19 protein-coding genes, 2 tRNA genes and 1 other RNA gene are annotated in these 20,195 nt (G+C 61.0%); 7 read left to right on the forward strand and 15 right to left on the reverse strand.

The features are described 5' to 3' along the window. Positions 1 to 252 precede the first annotated feature (252 nt). From HMPREF2999_RS08205 to HMPREF2999_RS08235, 7 genes are all read right to left on the reverse strand, one after another. Positions 253 to 495, reverse strand: a complete 243-nt coding sequence (locus HMPREF2999_RS08205; RefSeq protein ID WP_005506250.1) for an acyl carrier protein — start codon at positions 493 to 495, stop codon at positions 253 to 255. Positions 496 to 716: 221 nt separating this feature from the next. Continuing rightward, positions 717 to 1,742 carry a beta-ketoacyl-ACP synthase III gene (locus HMPREF2999_RS08210; protein ID WP_049337702.1) on the reverse strand — a complete coding sequence of 342 codons (1,026 nt, stop codon included), beginning with the start codon at positions 1,740 to 1,742 and terminating at the stop codon, positions 717 to 719. A gap of 116 nt (positions 1,743 to 1,858) precedes the next feature. After that, positions 1,859 to 2,758 (reverse strand): ACP S-malonyltransferase, encoded by a 900-nt coding sequence (locus HMPREF2999_RS08215; RefSeq protein ID WP_070676222.1) that lies wholly within the window; start codon positions 2,756 to 2,758, stop codon positions 1,859 to 1,861. 251 nt (positions 2,759 to 3,009) lie between these two features. Further along, positions 3,010 to 4,119, reverse strand: a complete 1,110-nt coding sequence (locus tag HMPREF2999_RS08220) for a tyrosine recombinase XerC (protein WP_070676221.1) — start codon at positions 4,117 to 4,119, stop codon at positions 3,010 to 3,012. 240 nt (positions 4,120 to 4,359) lie between these two features. Further along, positions 4,360 to 5,976 carry a DNA-processing protein DprA gene (gene dprA / locus HMPREF2999_RS08225; protein WP_246823105.1) on the reverse strand — a complete coding sequence of 539 codons (1,617 nt, stop codon included), beginning with the start codon at positions 5,974 to 5,976 and terminating at the stop codon, positions 4,360 to 4,362. A gap of 162 nt (positions 5,977 to 6,138) precedes the next feature. Further along, the gene (locus tag HMPREF2999_RS08230; RefSeq protein ID WP_070676219.1) at positions 6,139 to 7,677 is read right to left on the reverse strand and encodes a YifB family Mg chelatase-like AAA ATPase; all 1,539 of its coding nucleotides are present in this window, start codon (positions 7,675 to 7,677) and stop codon (positions 6,139 to 6,141) included. After that, positions 7,677 to 8,162, reverse strand: a complete 486-nt coding sequence (locus tag HMPREF2999_RS08235) for a YraN family protein (protein ID WP_070676218.1) — start codon at positions 8,160 to 8,162, stop codon at positions 7,677 to 7,679. Before HMPREF2999_RS08235 ends, HMPREF2999_RS08230 begins: the two co-directional genes overlap by 1 nt. A gap of 80 nt (positions 8,163 to 8,242) precedes the next feature. On the opposite strand from HMPREF2999_RS08235, the gene HMPREF2999_RS09435 reads away from it, so the two are divergent. Next, the gene (locus HMPREF2999_RS09435) at positions 8,243 to 8,479 is read left to right on the forward strand and encodes a hypothetical protein (RefSeq protein ID WP_070676217.1); all 237 of its coding nucleotides are present in this window, start codon (positions 8,243 to 8,245) and stop codon (positions 8,477 to 8,479) included. Position 8,480: 1 nt separating this feature from the next. Here the strand turns inward: HMPREF2999_RS09435 and HMPREF2999_RS08240 are convergent, their stop codons facing one another. The 5 genes from HMPREF2999_RS08240 to HMPREF2999_RS08260 form a co-directional block, all read right to left on the reverse strand. Next, positions 8,481 to 8,807 (reverse strand): DUF2469 domain-containing protein, encoded by a 327-nt coding sequence (locus HMPREF2999_RS08240; protein WP_005506259.1) that lies wholly within the window; start codon positions 8,805 to 8,807, stop codon positions 8,481 to 8,483. A gap of 97 nt (positions 8,808 to 8,904) precedes the next feature. Continuing rightward, complete coding sequence (locus tag HMPREF2999_RS08245) at positions 8,905 to 9,708, reverse strand: ribonuclease HII (protein WP_070676216.1); 804 nt, start codon at positions 9,706 to 9,708, stop codon at positions 8,905 to 8,907. Between the two features lie 15 nt (positions 9,709 to 9,723). Then, positions 9,724 to 10,710, reverse strand: a complete 987-nt coding sequence (lepB, locus tag HMPREF2999_RS08250; RefSeq protein WP_070676215.1) for a signal peptidase I — start codon at positions 10,708 to 10,710, stop codon at positions 9,724 to 9,726. Positions 10,711 to 10,934: 224 nt separating this feature from the next. Further along, positions 10,935 to 11,282: a 50S ribosomal protein L19 gene (rplS, locus tag HMPREF2999_RS08255; protein ID WP_005506264.1), complete on the reverse strand. Its 348-nt coding sequence runs from the start codon at positions 11,280 to 11,282 to the stop codon at positions 10,935 to 10,937. A 217-nt stretch (positions 11,283 to 11,499) separates the two neighbouring features. Next, on the reverse strand, positions 11,500 to 12,063 hold the full coding sequence (locus HMPREF2999_RS08260; protein WP_070676214.1) for a single-stranded DNA-binding protein: 564 nt from the start codon (positions 12,061 to 12,063) through the stop codon (positions 11,500 to 11,502). Positions 12,064 to 12,409: 346 nt separating this feature from the next. Here HMPREF2999_RS08260 and HMPREF2999_RS08265 point away from each other — a divergent pair, with 346 nt between their 5' ends. Next, entirely contained in the window at positions 12,410 to 13,306 is an 897-nt protein-coding gene (locus HMPREF2999_RS08265) for an HNH endonuclease family protein (protein WP_070676213.1), read from the forward strand. A 95-nt stretch (positions 13,307 to 13,401) separates the two neighbouring features. Here HMPREF2999_RS08265 and HMPREF2999_RS08270 read toward each other — a convergent pair. Both HMPREF2999_RS08270 and mptB read right to left on the reverse strand, forming a co-directional pair. Beyond that, a tRNA-Arg gene (locus tag HMPREF2999_RS08270) sits at positions 13,402 to 13,477 on the reverse strand. 103 nt (positions 13,478 to 13,580) lie between these two features. After that, entirely contained in the window at positions 13,581 to 15,254 is a 1,674-nt protein-coding gene (gene mptB, locus HMPREF2999_RS08275) for a polyprenol phosphomannose-dependent alpha 1,6 mannosyltransferase MptB (protein ID WP_070676212.1), read from the reverse strand. Between the two features lie 238 nt (positions 15,255 to 15,492). Here mptB and orn point away from each other — a divergent pair, with 238 nt between their 5' ends. The 3 genes from orn (at position 15,493) to def (ending at position 17,039) form a co-directional block, all read left to right on the forward strand. Continuing rightward, entirely contained in the window at positions 15,493 to 16,155 is a 663-nt protein-coding gene (gene orn, locus HMPREF2999_RS08280) for an oligoribonuclease (RefSeq protein ID WP_049357078.1), read from the forward strand. 106 nt (positions 16,156 to 16,261) lie between these two features. Beyond that, positions 16,262 to 16,334, forward strand: a tRNA-His gene (locus HMPREF2999_RS08285). Positions 16,335 to 16,466: 132 nt separating this feature from the next. Continuing rightward, positions 16,467 to 17,039 (forward strand): peptide deformylase, encoded by a 573-nt coding sequence (def, locus tag HMPREF2999_RS08290; protein WP_044141710.1) that lies wholly within the window; start codon positions 16,467 to 16,469, stop codon positions 17,037 to 17,039. 132 nt (positions 17,040 to 17,171) lie between these two features. Here def and rnpB read toward each other — a convergent pair. Next, positions 17,172 to 17,577: RNase P RNA component class A (gene rnpB / locus HMPREF2999_RS08295), an RNA gene on the reverse strand. 154 nt (positions 17,578 to 17,731) lie between these two features. Between rnpB and HMPREF2999_RS08300 the strand changes: the two genes are divergently transcribed. Next, positions 17,732 to 18,523: a YaaA family protein gene (locus HMPREF2999_RS08300; RefSeq protein ID WP_070676211.1), complete on the forward strand. Its 792-nt coding sequence runs from the start codon at positions 17,732 to 17,734 to the stop codon at positions 18,521 to 18,523. Positions 18,524 to 18,898: 375 nt separating this feature from the next. Beyond that, positions 18,899 to 19,969, forward strand: coding sequence for an S-layer homology domain-containing protein (locus HMPREF2999_RS08305; RefSeq protein ID WP_070676210.1), 1,071 nt, complete (start codon positions 18,899 to 18,901; stop codon positions 19,967 to 19,969). Positions 19,970 to 20,195 lie beyond the last annotated feature (226 nt).

Raw genomic sequence — 20,195 nt, forward strand, 5'->3', positions numbered from 1 at the left:
TGGTTTATCCGGTGGTGTGTGGATAAAAACCTGTAGGGCCCGGGGGTAAGCGGTGCACGTTTTCAGGCGGTAGAGGCGCTGTCGTTGCGCCCTGTGTATTCCGCACTATGTATTCCGTGCGGGGTCCGCGCTGCGTGTTCCGCATTGTGGATTCCGCTGTGTGTTCCCGGGGTGTGTTGGATTGAAAGCTGAGTGAATAGCGATGCGGCGCGGGCCGGTGAGAGCCCGCGCCGCCTCGTTATTGGTTATAGCTTAGGCAGCGTTCGCGATGAACTCGACTGCGTCGCCAACGGTCTTGAGGTTCTGGACCTCTTCGTCCGGGATGGTCACTTCGAACTTCTCCTCAGCGTTCACGACGATGGTCATCATCGAGATGGAGTCGATGTCCAGGTCCTCGGTGAAGGACTTGTCCAGCTGAACGTCCTCAACCTCAACGCCGGTCTCTTCGTTAACGATCTCTGCCAGACCTGCGAGGATCTCTTCCTTGTTAGCCATTCAGGGGCTCCTTTGTTTTTTTCGATGGTCATCGCACCCGCCGGGTGGGGGTACGCGTGCATTACCGAGTTTATCGTGTCTGCGTGGTGTACGCATGCGTCAACTCGGAGTTTGTGGGGATGCTTTCCCGCTTTATTTTCTTTCTCGCACACCGGCGCTGTACCGGTCGTGAGGAGCGGGGAGCATCGGGCTCCGGTGATTTCCTTAGGGAGTGGTTTTCCTTAGGGAAGGACGACTACCTGAGCTGCGAATGCCAGGCCGGCGCCGAAGCCAATCTGCAGGGCGAACTTGCCGGAGAGTTCCGGGTTCTCCTTGAGCAGGCGGTGCGCGGCGAGGGGGACCGATGCGGCGGAGGTGTTACCGGCATCGACGATGTCGCGTGCCACTGCCACCGTGTCGGGAAGCTTGAGGGTCTTGACCATCTGGTCAATGATGCGGGCGTTTGCCTGGTGCGGGATGAGCGCGCCGAGCTCGTCGGGGGTGATACCGGCGGTTTCGAGTGCCTGCTTGGCGACCTTCGCCATTTCCCACACTGCCCAGCGGAAGACGGAGGGGCCGTCCTGACGCAGGGTGGGCCAAATCTTTTCGCCTTCTTCGACGGGGTTTGCGGCGAAGTCGCGGTTGCGGATGTCCAGCAAGGAGTGGGTCATGCCGACGGTGCCCCAGCGGGAGCCGTCCGAACCCCATACGGTCGGGGCAATGCCGGGTTCGTCGGAGACGCCTACGACTGCTGCGCCTGCGCCATCGCCGAGCAGGAAGGAGATGGTGCGTTCGGTGTTGTCGATGAAGTCGGAGAGCTTCTCAACGCCGATGACCAGCACGTGTTTTGCGGTGCCGGCGCGGACGAGGGCGTCTGCCTGGGCGATGCCGTAGCAGAAACCTGCACACGCTGCGGAGATGTCGTATGCGGGGCACTTGGAGCCGATTGCGTCGGCGACCAGGGTTGCCAGGGAGGGGGTTGCGTAGGGGTGCGAGATGGTCGAGATGATGACCGCCTCAATGTCCTCACCGGCTACACCGGATGCTTCGAGGGCGTCCTTGGCGGCACCGATGGCAAGGTCTGCTACCGACTGGTTTTCGCTGGCGCGGTGGCGGGTTGCGATGCCGGTGCGCTGCTTGATCCACTCGTCGGAGGAGTCGATTGCCTCAACGATGTCGTCGTTGGGGACGATGACCTCACCGCGGGCTGCGCCGTAACCGAGGATGCGGGAGTAGCGGTTGATTTCGTACTGCTTGAGGGTAGTCACGTATTCAATCCTTAGTGCTGATGCTCGCAAGACACTGTGTGCCTCGCAGGTCTAAAGTGCATGTCTAGTGTGAAGGGTTCCCAGTGCGGGGAGGGCGGGGTGCTCTCCCCCGGCGTTTAGCCCTTCAGCGAGGCGAGGTCCTCGGGAGTGTTGATGGAGGTGCCGGGCACGCCGCGCATCGCGCGCTTTGCCAGGCCGACCAGGGTGCCTGCGGGGGCGACCTCGATAATGCCGGCGACCTCACGCTCGAGCAGGGTTGCCATGCACAGATCCCAGCGGACGGGGCTGGTGACCTGGGAGACGAGGGTCTTGACGAACTCTTCACCGGATACCACGGCGGAACCGTCGCGGTTGGTCAGCAGTGCGGAGGTCGGGTCGGAGACCTGCAGGGATGCGGCGAACTCTTCCAGTGCGGGCACGGCGGGTGCCATTGCCTCGGTGTGGAATGCGCCGGCGACCTTCAGGAGGATAACGCGAGCGCGTGCGGGCGGGTTCGCGGCGAATGCCTCGATGGCGGGGATGGGGCCTGCGGCTACAATCTGGCCGCCGCCGTTGGAGTTTGCTGCGACGAGGCCTGCTGCGTCGATGGCTTCGCGGACGTTTTCTTCAACGCCGCCGAGTACTGCAGCCATGCCGGTCGGGGAGGCGGCTGCCGCCTCCGCCATGCCGTTGGCGCGCACGCGCACGAAACGCATTGCGTCTTCGTCGCTGAGTACGCCCGCGAGGGCTGCTGCGGTGATTTCGCCGACGGAGTGGCCCGCGAAGATGAGCTCTTCACCGTCGAGTTCGCGCAGGGCGAGGCGGCCGGTGACGATGCCTGCAGCCACGATGAGGGGCTGGGCGATTGCGGTGTCCTTGATGGTTTCTTCTTCGGCTTCGGTGCCGTAGTGAATCAGGTCGATGCCTGCCGCTTCGGAGAGTCGTTCCAGGTGCTCACGCACACCTTCAATCTCGAGCCAGGGGCTCAGGAAGCCCTTCTTCTGGGAGCCCTGTCCGGGGCAAACGAGTGCGCGCATGCGGTGCGACCTTTCTGGTTTTTAGTACTCGTACGCGGTGCCATTATAGAGACGGAGACCACGGTTAGTCTGTTACCTATGCTACCTTGTTCAGCCGCTTTATCTAAACATCGCAGTGCAAGATTTTTGGGGTACACCGGGAGCTTAGGCAGTGGTTGAACAGTGTATAGCTTAGATTGAACTCGTCCATTCGTACAACCCGAACGGGCAAGGTTCAAATAGAGAGACAGCTAACTTTCGGGTTGCCGTCCCTATGCACGCGGATGCGCCCGCGCGTACGTCTCCGCCAGACGCTTCATCGACACGTGCGTGTAAATCTGCGTGGTCGCCAACGACGAATGCCCCAGAAGCTCCTGCACCGAACGAATATCGGCACCACCATCGACCAGGTGAGTCGCCGCCGAATGACGCAAAACGTGCGCGCCCGACGCCTGAGTATTCTCCACCGTGCGCAGCAGGCGGGTCAGGTCCTCACGAATCTGACGGGCATTCGCCCGCCCACCCCGAGGACCAATAAACAGCGCCGTCACGCCCTGGGACCCTTCCGGAATCCACTGCGGACGACCATAGGACACCCAACGATTCAACGCCTTAAGCGCCGGGGTACCCAACGGCACCACGCGCTCCTTATTGCCCTTACCCAGCACGCGCACCGTCTTATTCGCCCGGTCCACGCTCTGCAAATCCAGGCCGGTCAGCTCAGAAATACGCATGCCCGAGGCGTACAGCACCTCAACCACAGCTTCCAGGCGCAGCAGGCGCGCATCCCGAGGATCCTGCGCCCGACGCTCCTGCAGGGTAGTCAGCAGCTGGTTCATCTGCTCACGGCTCAGCACCGGCGGCAGGTGATTCTCCCGCTTGGGAGTGCGCATACCGCGGGTCGGGTTAGCGTGCACCAGCTCCTCCTCCTGAGCCCAGGTGAAGAACGTGCGCAGGGTCGAACCGCGGCGCGCCACCGTAGAACGAGCCGCCTGCCGCAGATGCAACGAACCCAACCACTCACGAATCAGGGACGCATCAATGCTGTCCAGATGCCGCACGCCGCGGCGCGCCATGTAGCCGAAGAAGCCCTCCAAATCGGAGATATACGAGCGGATCGTCTCTTCGGAACGGTGCTTCTCATAGCGCAAAAAACGCTCAAAACGGTCCAGGACGGGGCGGAACACCTCACCGGAAACACCCAGTGCAGAATCGGGCAGAGTAGAGCCGGGTAGGGCGGAGCCTGAACCCTCAGCTTGGGTTTCGGGATGATTGGCCGCAAGGCTACGGGTGTAGGTCACCGGCAGGGTCGTGGAGGGAGCCTCGTCCCGGTATTCTTCCCGGCTTTCAGCTGGGTTTTCGTGCTGGCGGGCGGGGGTCATGCGTCCCTCCTTTCGGGTTTCGGTCTTTCGACATTCTCTCCGCGCGTCTGTCGATAATGCGGCGGCGGGGGTAGGCTCCGCACCAGTACGCGCAAGCCTACCCCAATTGTAGAGAGGTTCCGAGCTCTCCACGTGCTGCCTTGTTATGACCGGCCGCCCCGTCATGACCCACCGCCGCAACCCGCTACTGCCTGGGTGTTCACTACGGGCGTTCAGCCGGGGTGCTCAGCGGGGGATCTTCTACGCCGCGGCAGCCGGGCGGACCTTCCTCCAGCTCGTTCCGCTGCTCTCCGCCAGACCGCAACGACCCAGGTGGAACAGGTCAGCCATCACGTCGCGAGCGCTCAACCCGAGGGCTGCGGCAATCTCGTCCACGCCACGGTAGGAGCGCGGGCTCAAGTCATCCCAGACCCTACCCTGTCGTTCGGTCAGCTCGTCCAGCGTGCTAGAGGAGGCAGCCCGATCCCATTCGCTCTCGTGCTCGGTGCCCAGCTCAAACCCTGCGGCGGCATCGTACTCGAGGATGTCCGCAGCCTCGGTGAGTGTTTGCGCTAGTCCATCGCGTAGCAGGCGGTTCGTGCCCACCGAGTTCGGCGAATTAATCTGCCCCGGAACCGCCCAGAGGGTACGCCCAATCTCCATCGCGTGACGAGCCGTATTCAGGGCACCGGAACGCCAGCGCGCCTCCACCACAATGGTGTGCCGCGCCAACGCCGCAATCAGGCGGTTACGCTCCAGAAAACGCCAACGCGTGGGGGTATTGCCCACGCTCACCTCGCTCATGATGAGCCCGCGGTCAACAATCATGTTCAGCGCATCCGAGTTCTGCGCCGGGTACAGCCGGTCCAGCCCACCCGCCATGAAGGCGATGGTCGGCAGGTCGCTACCCTGCTGCGTCAGAGCCGCCCGATGCGCCGCAATATCAATGCCCATCGCGCCGCCAGAAATCACCGTGTATCCGCGGCGCGCCAGCTCCGCGGCGAGGTGGGTCGTCGCCTCCGTACCGTAGATGCTCGGGTCACGCGAACCAACCAGCGCGACGCTCGGGGCAGACGCCACATCCAGCAGGTGCCGCGAATCGCCTCGGCACCACAGCCCGTACGGTCGGGCAGGTCCCAAATCGTTCAGCTGCGGCGGCCACAGCGGATCGGCGGGAGTGACCAGCCACGCCCCGCAGGTTGCCGCCATGTGCGCCTCCGCGTTCAGGGTGCGTTCCATGCGGCGGTTCCAGCGCAGGCGGCGGGTCGCGAGCGCCTTGCCGAACTTATCGCGGCTCATCTGATGCTCACCCGGCGTGTAGTAGCCATTCGCGCTGGAAAACAGGGCGGACTCCCCTTCCGCGGGTGCGCCCACCGAGTTCAGAAATTCGCTGAGCTGCGTATCCGGTTCGCCGTGCTCCCAGGTGTGCTCATCCGGGATATGCCCGGTCAGCAGGTAGTGCAGGGTCAGTGGGGCGCCCAGAGTGGTGAGGGACTCGACCACGAGCTCATCGGCGGGTTCGGCGTAGCGCATCAGCTGAGCGGTGCAGCAGCGGATGTACTCGCGGCACGCCGCCTCAAGCTCCTGCGCGCTGAGGGTGGGATTGAACAGGGGTGCGGGGTCGGGGCGCTCACCCTGATGCTCCTCCCCCGGCTGTTCCTTCCGGCTCATCTCTTCTAAGTACACCGGGTTCAGGCAGGAAGCGAGGAACCCCGGCAACCGCGCCGCGTTATAGGGGCTCGGCGAGGGTTCCTGCCCCAGCGACAGAATATGAGCCACCCTCTCACGCACCAAGGCGTGCGCATCCAGGGTGCGGCCGGGCAGGCGGATCTGCAGTTCCTCTTGCACAAAATCCTCCGCCACGAGCTCCTCAGGCACATGCTCTTCCGGCGCTGTTTCTCTCAGCCCATTTTCTTGCAAATCGGCCTTTTCAGCTCGTTTTCTGAGCTTCTTCTCACTCATGACGTTCTTCTCCTCTCGTGAGTGATTCCTTCTATAAACCGGCACGCTATGTCCGCTGTCCCTATTTCAGCTGGCGCATTATTTCAATTGCCCCTGCTGCCGCAGAAAAAGCGCCACATCCAGGTGCTCCCGGCTCGGGTAGGCGGCGCCCTCCAAATCGGCGAGAGTCCAGGCGATACGCAACACCCGGTCGTAGCCGCGAGCCGTCAGCGTTCCGCGGTCCACGGCGGCGTTCAGCTCGCCGGTGAGCTTCGCATCCAGACGCAACGGGCCGCGCAGAATCTTGCCGTTCATCTCCGCATTCGTCTTCAACCCGTACGGCTCCAGGCGCTCCCGCTGAGCCTGTCGCGCCGCCATGACGCGCTCACGAATCTGCGCCGAACTCTCATTCACCTGACCGCCCGCAAGCTCCGTGGAAGACACCTTCGGAACCGTCACATTCACGTCAATGCGGTCCACCAGCGGGCCGGACAGCCGCCCAAAATAGGCGCGACGCTCACGCGGAGCACACGTACATTCCGTACCGGTGCCCACGTTCATGCCGCAGGGGCACGGGTTCGCCGCCAGGATCAGCTGAAACCGCGCCGGATAGGTCGCCGATGCGCTCGAACGGTCCAGGGTCACGGTCCCCGACTCCAGGGGCTGACGGAGCGAATCGAGCACCGTGCGTTTGAACTCCGGCGCCTCGTCCAGAAAGAGCACGCCGCGGTGCGCTTTAGACACACAACCCGGTCGGGGAATGCCGCTGCCGCCGCCCAGAATCGCCGGCGCGGAGGCGCTATGATGAGGCGCCTCAAACGGCGGCTGACGCACCAGCTCGCTCAGGTGCTCCCCCGCCGAGCAGAGGGAACGAATCGCGGTCACCTCCATCGCGGCATCGTTGTCGAGGGTCGGCAGGATACTCGGCAGGCGCTCCGCCAGCATGGTTTTACCCGAACCGGGAGGGCCAGTTAGCAGCATGTGGTGGCCACCCGCAGCGGCAATTTCCAGGGCGAAACGGCCCTGCGACTGACCGGCGACATCGCTCATATCCGAGGGAATTTCAGCCGGTTTCGCAGCCGGTGCGCTCGCCTCCGTCTGCGGGGCGGGCGGATAGATAAGCTTCTGGCTCTCAGCGCCGAGAGCGGCAAAAACCTCCGCCAGGCAGCGGAAACCGCTCACCTGCGCGCCGGGGATGAGCGCCGCCTCCTCAGCATTTTCGGCGGGCACAATCACGCGGTGGTGTCCGGCATCCACGGCGGCTTTGACCGCAGGCAGGATGCCCGGCACGGGGCGTAGCGTTCCGTCCAGTCCCAGCTCGCCCAGGAAGACGCTATCGCCGCTGGGGTGCAGTTTCTTCTCCGCCTGCAACGCTGCAACCACAATGGCTAGGTCGAACGCCGAGCCGCGCTTGGGTAGGGTCGCCGGGGTCAGGTTCACGGTGAGCCGGTGCTGAGTGAGGGTGATGCCGGTGTTCTTCGCCGCAGAGCGCACACGCTCTTTAGACTCGTTGAGGGCGGTATCGGGCAGACCCAGCAGCACGAAGCCGGGCAGGCCCTGCGAGATGTCAGCCTCGACGTCAACAATATGCCCGCGCAGGCCAACCAGCGCTACGGAATAGGTGCGTGCGAATCCCATTACGCCACCGCCTTCAGATGCTCGAATGTGAAGGTTTCGCAGGTTCCGGTCACCGCAATTGCGTCAATGCGAAAGCGCGGAAAATCAAGGTTCTCGCGCAGCCTGCACCAGAGAATCGCCAGCGAGCGCGTGCGGCGCGCCTTATCGCGGTCAATAGACGCGAACGGGTGCCCAAAGTCTTCGCTGCTGCGGGTCTTGACCTCAACGAAAACCAGTTCGTCCTCGGGGTCAATGGCGATCAGGTCGAGCTCACCGCGGATCTGTTCGTGTTCCAGCCCTGCGGGCGGTCGCCAATTCCTCTCCAGGATGCGGTAGCCGTTCGTCTCCAGGATGCGGGCGGTCAGCTCCTCGCCCCACCTGCCGACGCTGTGGGCGCGGGGCTGGGTTCGCTGGAGCTGGGTTCGCGGAGGCTGGGTGCTCTGGAGCAGGGGTCTGTTGGGTGCGCTTCGGGTTGCGGCGCGGGCTGTTATTCGGGCTGTTATCATGGGTCTCTCCCCCGGTAGATAGCGGTAGTGCTTCTACTGTGCCCGCCGCGCACATGCCCGAAGGCGGTTAACGAAAAACTGTGGATAACCTCGGCTCCCAGAAGGAATTAGAGGTTATCCACAGCCATTTCTTTGAAATTTTGGGGTATATTTTTCAAAAATACCACTCGGGTGCCGATTCGACGCGTCATATTCGCGCGGGTTCATCACACGTTTTCATAACGCAGCTTCATCACGCGGTTTCAACACCTGATTCTGCCGCCCAACAGCTCGGCAGCCCCGTGCTTACCCCCGGCAAGGCGGTAAATCAGGCGTGAGCTAGGCGTTAAAGTCCGGCATTTCCGGCACGGTGAACTCCTGGTTGGGCAGGCGCTCCTCCACGTTCACGTCACGCACCGAGTAGGCGTGCACCTTCTTCACAAAGCGGTTGGAGCGGAATACATCCCACACCCACACGTCGCTCATGCTCACCTCAAAATAGAGGGTACCGTCCTGCACGTGCGGAGTGACGTCCACCTGGTTCGCCAGGTAGAAGCGTCGGTCGGTTTCTACCGCGTAGCTAAAGAGCGACATGACGTCTTTGTATTCGCGGTAGAGCGCCATTTGGGCGTCGGTCTCGTAGTTTTCGAGGTCTTCTGCGCTCACTACTCTTCCTTTCCTGGGCTTTTTAGTACTGATTCAGCGGTGGCACGTTAGGCTTTCGCAGGCTTCCAAGGCGCGGTTTTCAGGAACACCACACGCTCTAGCCGCGCTGTGCCGCAGCGGCCTCAATCTGCTCGGCGGTCGCCGGAAGCGACCATGAGAGTCGATGCTGCGGGCTGGGGCCCTGCACGCTAATCGCTTCGCGGTGAGCGGCGGATCCGTAGCCCTTGTTCTTTGCCCAGCCGTACCCCGGGTAGCGGGTATCCAGCTGAACCATCAGCTCGTCACGTTCCACCTTCGCAACCACCGATGCGGCAGCGATGGAGGCGCACTTATAGTCGCCCTTAATGACCATGGTCACCGGCATCTGCGCGGGCTCCCCTGCACCTCCTGCGCCTTCCCACGCCTGGGCGAGCAGTGCGTTGTAGTGTGCCTGCGCCGGGTCCGGCGCCAGCGCGCTGAACAGGTCCTCCTGCGGAGGGGTGAACCAGTCGTGCTTACCGTCCAGCAGGGCGGCGTCGGCACGGTATCCGCGGCGCGCCAGCTCGGCGAGCGCACGCTGGGCGGCAAGCCTCAGCGAGAGGGTCATGCCGAGCCGATCAATATCAGCCGGTTCCACGTGCCCGACCGCCACAGCGCACCACTGGCGGATTTCGGGAACCATGGATTCACGGCGTGCCGGTGAGAGTGCCTTGGAGTCAATCAGCCCGCCCACCTCGAGGGTGGCGTCCGGGGTGAGGATTGCGACGCCCACGGTGACCGGGCCCGCCATGGAGCCGCGGCCTACCTCGTCGATTCCGGCAACCGTGCGGGCGCCGGAGGCGAAGAGCTGCTGCTCATACTCGAGGTCAGCGGCGGGCTTAGCTTGAGCGGGTTTCGTTGCGCTCTTCTGGGCGCTCACCATCATTTCCAAGCTCGCTTACTCGCTCGGGGTGGAGGACGGTGCGGGAATCGAGGAGAACACCGAGCTCTGATCCTGCAGCAGACCGAAGTGGTTCAGCGGCCACGCCACCACGAACACGTTACCTTGCACGTCGTCCTTGGAGATGAATGCGGTGCCGTCGCTAATGTGGTAGCGGGAGTCGGCGGAGTTGCTGCGGTGGTCGCCCATGACGAAGTACTTGCCGGCGGGCACGGTCACCTTAAAGGGGACTTCCGAGGGCGGGTTGCCGGGGTACAGGTACGGTTCGGTAATCTCTACGCCGTTGACCTTGATTTTGCCGTTGCCGTCGCTTTCGACCACGTCACCGGGGGTGCCGATAACGCGCTTGACCAGGAAGTTCGAGGAGGTATCCGGCAGAATACCCGCGAAGGACAGGGCATCCTTGAGCGGGCTGCTGGTCTTCTGGGTGGAGGGAATCCAGCCCTGAGAGTCCTTGAAGACGATGACGTCGCCGCGCTTGGGTTCGCTAAAGTAGGAGCCCGCCACGTTGATGAACACGCGGTCGTTGACCTGCAGGGTCTGCTCCATGGAGCCGGAGGGAATGTAGAAGCCGCGCAGCAGGAAGGTCTTGACCAGGAATGCGATGACCAGCGCGTAGAGGATGACGGTGCCGCCCTCACGTGCCTGCACCCAGAGCCATTCGCCGAGGCGGCCTTCTTCCTGTGCCTGGGAGTAGGTCAGCTCTGCCTGTTCGGCGCGCTTTGCCTTGCGGCGTTCCTTGGGGGTCATTTCGGAGAAGTCCTTGGTGGTTTCCACGTCTACGGCAGCCTCCTCATCGGTGGCTTCTTTGCGCTCGGTATTCTTCGCTGCAGCGCTCTGCTCGGTAGCAGCCTCCTCAGCTGCCGCCTTTTCGGCAGCGAGGCGCGCGAAGTATTCTTCCATTTCACGGCGCTCGCGGCGGCTTTGAGGCTGGTATCCCTCAGGGAAGGGGCTGGTGTTCGCAGTGTTCTTGTCGTCTGCCATGCTGGAGTGAGCCTTTCGTTTGAGAGATACCTAGCTCGAGTGAAACGGTACCTAGCTATTGTATCGAGAGTGTTTACGCTCTTGGGCTTTTATTTTCTGAGAGCGGCAAGGTTCCCAGAAAGCGGGGTTTCAGAAAGCGGGTTCTCAGAATATGCAAAAACCGCTCCTTGCCCGCGGAATGCGGTTGGGGAGCGGTTTGCAACAGAATTCTGTATCTATAAAGATTAGAACTCGCGCTTCTCGCGGATACGAGCAGCCTTACCGTGGCGGTCGCGCATGTAGTACAGCTTTGCACGACGGACGTCACCGCGGGTCACCAGCTCGATCTTCTCGATGGAGGGAGAGTGAACCGGGAAGGTACGCTCAACACCAACGCCGAAGGAAACCTTGCGGACGGTGAAGGTCTCGCGAACGCCTGCACCCTGGCGGCCAACGACGAAGCCCTTGAAGACCTGGATACGGTGGTTCTTACCTTCAACGATCTTAACGTGAACGTTCAGGGTGTCACCGGGGCCGAATGCGGGGACGTCGTCACGGAGGGACTTCTTGTCGAGGAAGTCAAGAGTCTGCATAGTTGTAGATCTCCAGAGTCATCTGCCGCAGGTCAAATAGACTCAGATTGCTCTGCCCCACTGCGGGACAGAAAACTTCATGCTTCGGACAGGATTGGTGCCCGAAGGTTGACATCGTTGGTCGCTCTTCCCCCTGCGGCAGGGGCGTGCCCGATGTCAACACAATGCTCCATTATCCCAATGCACCCGCGTTTATGCAAGCATCCGGGGAGCACTTTTAGAAGGGGGGTTCGTCACTCTGCGCTCCCCCGCCCTGGGATGCACCGTTCTGCGCAGGAACATCCGGAGGGGTCACGCCCGGCGCCTCCGCGTTCTGCTGGGGTGCGTACTGATGTGCTTCCTGCGGCGGCGCGTACTGCTGCGGCGCACCCGGCATACCCTGCTGAGGTGCGCCCTGCAGGGAGCCCTCGTTGACCGTGCGCTTCTCCACGGTGCGGGCGAAGGTGCTCGTACCGTAGTTCAGGTCGTGACCGATGCCGAGGGCATCCACCTCTACGGTAGTGCCCTGCGTGCCGTCTTCGCGGTTCCAGCGGCTAATGCGCTGGCGGCCACTCACGACCAGCGGCTGCCCCTTCTCAATGGAGGTGGCAATGTTCTGGGCGAGGCGGCGGTAGGCTTTCACGGTGTACCAGTTGGTGGTGCCTTCTTTCCAGGTGCCGGTGGCGTCCTGCCAGCGCGGGGTGCTGGCGAGGCGAAAGTTCACGACGGGCACCCCGTTGGGCAGGGTGCTCAGTGCCGGGTCGGAGGCGGTGAATCCGCGGATCAGGATGGTGTCGCTCATGGTTTCTCCTTAGAAACTAGTGGGTGGGTTCCTTCACCTTGCCAGCGCTGAGCCGACCCCGCACCTGCCGACCTTTGTGCCTGTGGATAACTTCGCGTTTTGCGGTTTTGGGCACCGCCTGTGGATAGAGTTTTTGAACTTTTCACCCCGTTTTTTCAAAAATCACCCGCGGGCAACACGCTTCCTGCAGAAATATGACGGCCACTCCCCAGTCGGCATCGTGATAGGTATCTCAGCGTCGGGGCGGCTATTTTTACCCTCAAGTTAACTATTTCTATCCCGCGCCCTCTATCCTTGATGATGCGGTGCACTCAGCCGCATCCCGCCTACCCGCCTTGGAGAACCCGTGAGCAAAAAGCCCGCGAACAACAACCTGCCCTCCCTGCAGGAACTTCAGCAGCTACAGCGCAACCTGCCCAAGCTGCCCGATTCGATGGACCCGCAGAAGAAGCGCCTCATTTACGGTCTGCTCGCTGTGTTTGCCGTGATCGTGCTAATTATTGGTCTGGTCTATGTGAGTAAGAACGGTGTGGACGGGCTGCTCGGTTCGGATAAGACGACCTCCGCCACCGATGATGAAGAGACCAACGTTCAGACTGAAACCCTCGCCGAGGTCAAGAACCCGTACAAGGCGGTTGATTCCGCGACCGCGCTCGCACCGGATCTGGCGACTGCGAAGAGCGAGCTGGCGTCCCTGCAGGTGAAGGATCGCGCCTCGAAGGCTGGCTACTCTCGCGACCAGTTCGGTCCCGCCTGGGATGACGTTGACGGCAACAAGTGCAACACTCGCGACGACATTCTGCGCCGCGACCTGACCAATGTTCGTTTCAAGGTCAGGACCCACGCATGCACCGTCATCAGCGGCACTCTGAACGACCCGTACACCGGCAAGACCATCGAGTTCAAGCGCGGCAAGAAGACCTCCTCGGCGGTGCAGATTGACCACGTGGTGGCTCTCTCGAACGCATGGCAGACCGGCGCACAGGATTTGACCGCAGAGCAGCGCCGCCAGCTGGCGAACGACCCGGAGAACCTGCTCGCTGCAGACGGCCCGGCAAACCAGCAGAAGTCCGATGCGGACGCCGCCGACTGGCTGCCAAGCAACACCGCCTACCGCTGCACCTACGTGGCACGCCAGGTGCACGTGAAGGCGAAGTACAAGCTGTGGGTCACCGCGGATGAGAAGAAGGTTATGGAGCGCGTCCTCAACTCTTGCAAGGACACGAACCCCACTAAGAAGTAGCCCCGACTAAGAAGTAGCTTCCCGGCACGCACGCAAAAAGCATAAAGAAAACCGCCCCGCACCCTGAGTTTAGGGTGCGGGGCGGTTTTTACATGTGGCGCCCCAGGAGGGAATCGAACCCCCGACCAAGAGATTAGAAGGCTCCTGCTCTATCCTCTGAGCTACTGAGGCCTTCCTCTAGGGTACATGAGAATTTATGCTTCTCATGCACCGCGCCTCTCACGCGGGGGCTGTTCCACTGAGCTAAGCCAGGCTGGCGAACTAGGAGTTCGCGCTAGGAGCCTACCTTGGCGGCTTCCCGTTCTGCCTTCTTCACCTCGCGGCGGCGTGCACGGCGGCTTGATGCGCCGGGGAACAGCTGCCACCACAGGCGGATAGTGGTGCGGCGAATCTGCGTGGGGTGCAGGCTCACGTACACCAGGCGGCGGGTTGCCAGGTCGAGGGCGACCAGGTAGATGATGTATCCCAAGCAGATGACGGTCGCGATGAGTCGGCCCATGTCCTGGTTGAAATCGCGCAGGTAGGGCGAGACGTTCAGCTGGTCGCTCACACCATACGCCATGAAGAACAGCGTGGTGATGAAGTACCACATGAGCTGGAAGTGCGAGCGCAGGCCGGTTGCGGCAAGCATCGGGATTGCCCAGAGCAGGTACCAGGGCTGAATCATGGGGCTGCACAGGAGCATGAACAGGATTGCGAGGCCGGCGTGGCGCACGATGTTGCGGTCGCGTCCAACGAATGCCATGGCTACTGCGCCGAGCATGCCGATGCCCTTGCCGACGGTCTCGATGAGCTTGCGGATGACCTCGAAGGCGTCTCCCTGAACGAACAGGGATGCGGCGCCGATGACTAGGCCGAAGGGGGTGTACCAGATGTACTGGCCACCAGTGGTGGACAGTGCCTTAATCCAGCCGAATTCCAGTCCGGTCACCCAGCCCATGAGCGCCATTTCGGCGAGCAGCAACACGCCAGAGAATGCCCAGAAGATGAACTTGCGCGGCCAGGAGGCGTTCTTACCCGCCCAGAGCAGACCCACGAAGGGCAACACCACGAGGGCGAGCGGCTTGACGGCAACGCCAAGGGCTACGAAGGTCACGCCGAGCGGGCCGCCCCACCAGGTGTCGCGGTAGCGCTTGGCGTAGTAGAGGCCGCCGAGCATGAACATGGTCATGAGCGAGTCGTTGTGGCCGCTGGCGATGAACGATGCGATGAACAGCGGGTTCGGGCCGATCTGCCAGAGGGCGCGGACCTGGTTGAAGCCGTGTGCCTTGGCGAGTTTTGCCACGTAGAAGAGAATACCGATGACCGCGAGCACGGAGAGCAGGCGGAAGTAGAAGAGGGAGAGGTCGATGTTCTCCCCCGCCAGGCGCACAATCCACTCTTCGAGCTTGAGGGAGACCGGGCCGTACGGGGGCGGAGATTCCGCCCACATAGGGTCCGCACCGTTCTGCATGAAGTTCGAGATTTCGGAAACACCGTGCTTGTACGGGTTGAGGCCGTGCGCCATGACCATGCCCTGACCGTAGTAGGAGAACATGTCACGGCTGTAGATGGTGAAGGCAAAGATCTGCGGCAGGGACCAGCTGGTGATGACGGCAATCATCCAACGCATGGTGTTGGGTTCGTTCCAGTCGCCCATTTTCTGGTAGATGCGCAGCCATTCGCGGCACATAATCATGGCGCCGAGGGCGAGCATGATAATGCCGGTGATGACCCATGCGGCTTCGAATCGGATGGCGCGGATAATCTCGTAGCGCCAGAAGCTGGAGCTGTCGGCGAGCCAGCCGACGGCGTAGGAGCCGAGGGTGACCATGATGGAGCCGATGGTGCCGATAATCACCGTGCGCAGACGGTGGTTATTGACGTAGTCCAAGAGTTTGGGTGAGAGAGGTGCGTCGTGTGCGCCGGGGGTGGTGAGCCGGTGTGCTAGCTCCTTTGGTGCGCGCATAACTCCCTTTCTGTCTGCATCGTCGTTCTGGTTTTTATCATACCGGAGCCCTTGGATGCACTTGCGAGAATCACTGTTGCGAAGGCACTTGTGGACGTTCCTCAAGGGCACGCAGCGGGGTGCGGTTCTCCCCCATTGCCGCCGCTTGCGCATCCGCCTGTGCCGTCTTGCACCATCTTGTGCCCTTTTGTGACGTGCTGCCCGCCGGGCCGGCGGCATTTGGGGGTAGAGTGGGAGGGTGAGTATTTCTAGTGAACGTATTGTATGGATTGACTGCGAGATGACCGGCCTGGACGTGGAGAATGACGCTCTCGTCGAGGTGGGCGTTCTGGTCACGGATGCCGATTTGAACATTCTGGGTTCTGGCGTTGAGTTCGTCATTAAGCCCGGTGACGAGTCTCCTGCCGGTGCGCTGGAGAACATGAATGACTTTGTGCGTTCGATGCATGAGGCGTCGGGTCTGCTGCCCGATATTGAGCACGGTGTGTCGATGGATTACGCGCAGGAGCAGGTGCTTCGTTACATCAAGAAGTATGTTCCGGTGGCGGGCAAGGCGCAGCTGGGCGGCAACTCGGTGGGTATGGATAAGCGTTTCTTGGAGCGTTACATGCCAGAGGTCATGGCGCACCTTCACTACCGCGTGATTGACGTGTCCACCATTAAGGAGCTGGCGTCGCGCTGGTACCCGGCGGCTCGTCACAGCGCCCCGGCGAAGACCGGTAACCACCGCGCACTGGGCGATATCAAGGACTCGATTGATGAGTTGAAGTATTACCGCCGCGCCATTTTTGTGCCGCAGGGCCCGGATGCGATCGCTTCGGCGCAGATTGCGCGTGAGGTGGAGGCTGAGCGTGCCGCACGTGAGGCGGCTGAGCGCGAGGCTGAGGCATCCGAGGCGTAAGCGCAACATGTAACGAGCATCACGGCTTTTCAACTTGGCAGGTTTCTGAATCTCCTGTACAGTAGTATCCGTTGCATATCGCAAGGGAAACCAAGCGAAGCACATGGTGGTCGTAGCTCAGTTGGCAGAGCGCCTGGTTGTGGTCCAGGAGGTCGCGGGTTCAACCCCCGTCGATCACCCCGATGGAAAGGGTCGTTATGGTTATCCGTAACGACCCTTTCGCTTACCCTCAATCCGGTTCACCCGCACACGGTGTACCCGACAAGTTCCCGTTCAACAGTTCCCATTCAACACAAGCAAAGGATAATTCCGTGGCTATTCGCCCCATCGTTATTCACGGCAACCCCGTTCTGCACCGCCCCGCGGCACCCGTCACCGAGTTTAATGATGAGCTCAAGGAACTCGTAGCTGACATGTACGAAACCATGGACGCATCCAACGGTGTGGGCCTGGCGGCACCGCAGATCGGTGTGGGCCTGCGCATCTTCACCTACAAGATGGAGAATGAGGACGGCGTTCCCCCGCGCGGCTGCATCATCAACCCGGTACTGACCCTGGGCAAGATTTCTACCGCTGACCCGGACCCCTACGAGGAGGAAGAGGGCTGCCTGTCCTTCCCCGGTTACGGCTTCCCCCTCAAGCGCGCCGAGTGGGTGACCGTGAACGGTCTTGACGAGCACGGCAACCCCGTCCACTTTGAGGCGACCGGCTGGTTCGCACGCTGCATGCAGCACGAAACCGACCACCTGGACGGCAAGCTGTACGTGAACCGTCTGAACAAGAAGTGGACCGGCAAGATGAAGAAGGTCGTGAAGAAGGAAGGCTGGACCGTCGACGGTAACTCGTGGATGCCCGGCGTGGATCCGGATCCGTTCGGCCACTAATCACGAGCTCTTTTGAAGGTCGGACCGACCTCCCGAGAACTTAAAACGAAGACCGCGAATGCGCTCGAGAGTGCATTCGCGGTCTTCGTTTTCCATCGACCGATGATATTTTCCATCAGCCAACGGTAGCGTGAAACGGGTCATCCTATGAGCCGGGTTCTGTCTAAAACGCCGCCCGAAGGGGCGTTTTGAGGCAATCATCTATCTAGAACGTACGTTGCCGCACGTCTCAAGCAGCCTACCCGAATACGCACCCCACCTCCGTAAAGGAAGCTGACGGGGATCGGGCGCACTACCCTACCATGGCGTATTCTGTTTGACCTTGCTCCGAATGGGGTTTACCTAGCCGGGCACGTCACCGCGCCCGCTGGTGGTCTCTTACACCACCCTTTCACCCTTACCGCGGCGAACCGCGGCGGTTTACTTTCTGTGGCACTGGCCTGCGGGTTACCCCGAGTGGATGTTATCCACCATCCTGTGCTGTGGAGCCCGGACTTTCCTCGAAGCACGTGTGCCTCGCGATTGCCCGGACGGCCCGTTTCACCCAACCCATTATACGCACACCCTTGGAGGTGGCTATTTTCCGGGTTCGTTTCGCGGGTACACGGGGGTACGAGGAGGCACACTAGCAGCCTCGCGGGTATATGCAGGAACCTCGCAACTACACTGCGCCTCGCAGGTACACTGGAGAGATGCTGATTCTTCTTCCCCCGTCCGAAGGTAAAACTCCCGCCCCCGCAGGCAACGCACCCGTATGCTTTGCTGACCTCTCGTTCCCCGAGCTGACCGCTGAGCGTGAGAGCGTCCTGGAGGAGCTGGCGACTGTTAGCTCGGGCTCCAATGCTCTCGCGGAGCTCAAGGTGGGCGCATCCCTCGCAGCAGAGGTGGAACGCAATACGCGCCTGCTGACCGAACCGGCACAGCCCGCAATCCGCACCTACACGGGTGTGCTCTTTGAAGCGCTGGATTATGCAAGCTTCTCCCCCGCCGAACGCGATGCCGCACACTGGTCACTACTGATCTCTTCGGCGCTGTGGGGTATTCTGCGCCCTGAGGATGAGATTCCCGCCTACCGCCTGTCGATGGGCGTGAAGCTTGGTTCGGTGGGTGCGCTCGCCTCCTTCTGGAAGGGTGCGTTGGGTACCGCACTGGAAGCGACCGCGAGGGACCAGCTGATTCTGGATTGCCGTTCTGCAGCGTACGCGAAGTCGTGGGTGACTCCCCCGTCGCAGACTCTGGCGGTTCGTGTGGAGCGGGTGGCGGCTGATGGGTCGCGTAAGGTCGTCTCGCATATGGCGAAGCATTACCGTGGCTTGTTTGCGCGTTACCTGATTCAGTCGGGTTTGGCGGCTCGTCCTATTGATGGTTCCACGGCGGGTATTGCCGAATTTTTGGAGGCGGTCAGTGAGGACTGGTCGGTGGAGTGCACCCTGCCGACGGCGCGTAAGGCGGGTGTTTTGACTCTGCTGGTGCATGAGCAGTAGCGGCCGCCGGTTGTTATTTCTCACTCTTGTAGAGATTCATTGTAAAGATTTTTTAACTATTTTTATGAGCGTTAAAAATGTATTTCCCCCTGTAAAACCACATTTCCCCACATTAAGCGGGTAGGTTTTTGCGGGGCAGAAAGCGGGTAGTGTCTATCTATCCGCCTTCTTTTTGTGCACAGAAGTGCTTATAGTATTAAACGTCTCGCCATTGATGGTGGGTATTTCACTCACAAACACTCATATTCTCAACTCAGCACACATGGAAACACGTCACGCCACGTACGTATAGCAAACGACTAGAGGCTTACCCAATGGTTATTGGTTTGCTAGCGTAGAAGTAACCACTCAGAAACACATCGATGGGACAACGTTATGTCTACTTTTTCCTCTCGTCGCGCCCTCATTAAGGGTGCGGCAGCGCTAACAGTCGCCGGCGCGTTGGGCGCACACCATGCCGGTGAGCAGGGCGCTCAGGCTGCCACCTTGGACGTTAAGACTACTCCGCTGACGTTCAAGATTACCGAGGCGTCGTTTGATATTAGCGGCTTCAACCTCAGCTATGAGATTACCGGCTTGCAGGCTGTGCTTGATACCGGTCTGTACACCCCGTACATTGAGGTTGGCTACTACACCAAGGAGAAGGGCTTCACCCAGTTCTATTTCTTCTCTCTTGAGCCGAAGAAGCGCATCGAGAATGATGTCTACATTAGGCATCACGTCATTGATCCTGAGATCACCGGTGGCCCGAATGCAGACTTTGGTGTTCGCCTGTCTCTTCGTCCGCGCCGTGAGCAGTACACCATTCTGCGCACTCTTGAAGTTCGCCCCAAGATTGACACGGAGTTCGCGTGGGCACCTTTCATTGTGGACATTGATATGGATGGCGAGTACGCCCCCGATATCTACAGGTCATGTAAGGCAAAGGTTCTGCTGCTCGATAAGGAACGTTGCTTCTACCCTAAGCGTGCGGTGACCCGCGGCGACCTGATGGATGCAATCTACCGAGGCGCCTGCTCGCCGAAGGTGAAGCTTCCTGCGCATTCTCCTTTCCCGGATTTGTCCCCGAAGGATGAGCGTTACCCGGCGTATATTTGGGCGTATCAGAACGGTCTGACTTCCGGCTGGTCTGACGGTAAGATGCACCCGGAGGCGGTGGCTAGCCGCGCTACGATGGCTGCGTTCTTCTACCGTTACTTTATGCTTACCCCCGGTCGTCGTTCTTATTGGTTCCGTCCCACTACCCCGCAGGATATGAAGCCGGGTGCCCCGTTCTACACCGAGTCGGTGTGGCTGCACTCGTCGGTGAATATCGATACGAGCTATCACTATAAGAGCAAGGATTTCCGTCCGACCAAGACTGCTACCCGCGAGGAGCTGGCTCGTGTCCTGTCAATGCTCGACATGCTTGACACCATCCCCAACAGCCCCTATATCGATGACTAAGATTCGGCAGGTGCCTTGAACCGGGTGGTTGAGCCCGCGTGTTTTAGCTTGGGTTGACCTCTGCGAACAGCAGCTGAAGATAGTGGCCTATAGCCTATAGAAGGGGCGGTGAGAGTTTTTCTTTCACCGCCCCTTTTTGTATGCCCCTTTTTTCGTGTGCCCGTTTTCTGGTGCAGGCGCTGCTGGGTGCGGTTTTTAGTGCTGGTGATGCTTCCATTTTTGTCTC

The sequence above is a fragment of the Rothia sp. HMSC066H02 genome, assembly GCF_001814995.1.
GTDB classification, from domain to species: Bacteria; Actinomycetota; Actinomycetes; order Actinomycetales; family Micrococcaceae; genus Rothia; species Rothia mucilaginosa.